Raw genomic sequence first — 684 nt, 5'->3', positions numbered from 1 at the left:
TACACTGTTTATATCGTCGTCAGCGTCAGATTTGTATTAGTGACCGTCTCTGTAGTAACCGCCCATGCCGTCCGACATCTGGTGACTGCCGTCAGGGCCGTAAAGGCCGCCCATGCCGTCGCTCATGTGATGGCCTTCGTTCGTGTAATAGCCACCCATTCCATCCGACATGATGTGATCATTGTTATGGTAGTACCCGCCCATGCCGTCGGACATTTGGTGTCTGCCATCAGGATGGTAGAAGCCGCCCATACCGTCGCTCATGACGTGACCGTCGTTCATGTAATAGCCGCCCATTCCGTCCGGCAGGACGTGTTCAGCCGAAGCCTGTGCGGATAAGAGCAGAAAAGCTGCTGTCAGCCACGAATAAAAAAGTGTTTTCATCCTTCCCGTTCCTTCGAATTGTTGAGTATCACTTCCCGGGCACTATCGAAATCGTCAAAAAAGTCAAATTCGACTGACTCTGCTTGAGTTTATTCTTCGCACGATTCCGTCGCCGGTCCGAAAACCGGCGGAGTTTGCGATTGATGGATTTTGGCCTTCAAAGGCGTTCGAATCACATGATAAGATCAAATCGATGTTCGGGAAATGTCGGCAATGCATTCTCGAACAGAATTCTTGGAAAGCAAAGGAAAGCCCGATTCGTTCACATGGATCGGGCTTTTTCTTTGAAGACAGTATTTC

General features: G+C 49.7%; 1 protein-coding gene. It reads right to left on the bottom strand.

Annotated features, from left to right (window positions below; all coding sequences use genetic code 11):
• Positions 1-36: 36 nt before the first annotated feature.
• Positions 37-384, bottom strand: coding sequence for a hypothetical protein (locus H6A60_RS12100; RefSeq protein WP_205104974.1), 348 nt, complete (start codon positions 382-384; stop codon positions 37-39).
• Positions 385-684 lie beyond the last annotated feature (300 nt).

The sequence above is a fragment of the Sutterella massiliensis genome (assembly GCF_016899755.1).
In the GTDB taxonomy this organism is placed as follows: domain Bacteria; phylum Pseudomonadota; class Gammaproteobacteria; order Burkholderiales; family Burkholderiaceae_F; genus Sutterella; species Sutterella massiliensis.
The sequence above is the reverse complement of the archived record's forward strand: the minus strand, read 5'-3'. Positions and strand labels throughout refer to the sequence as shown.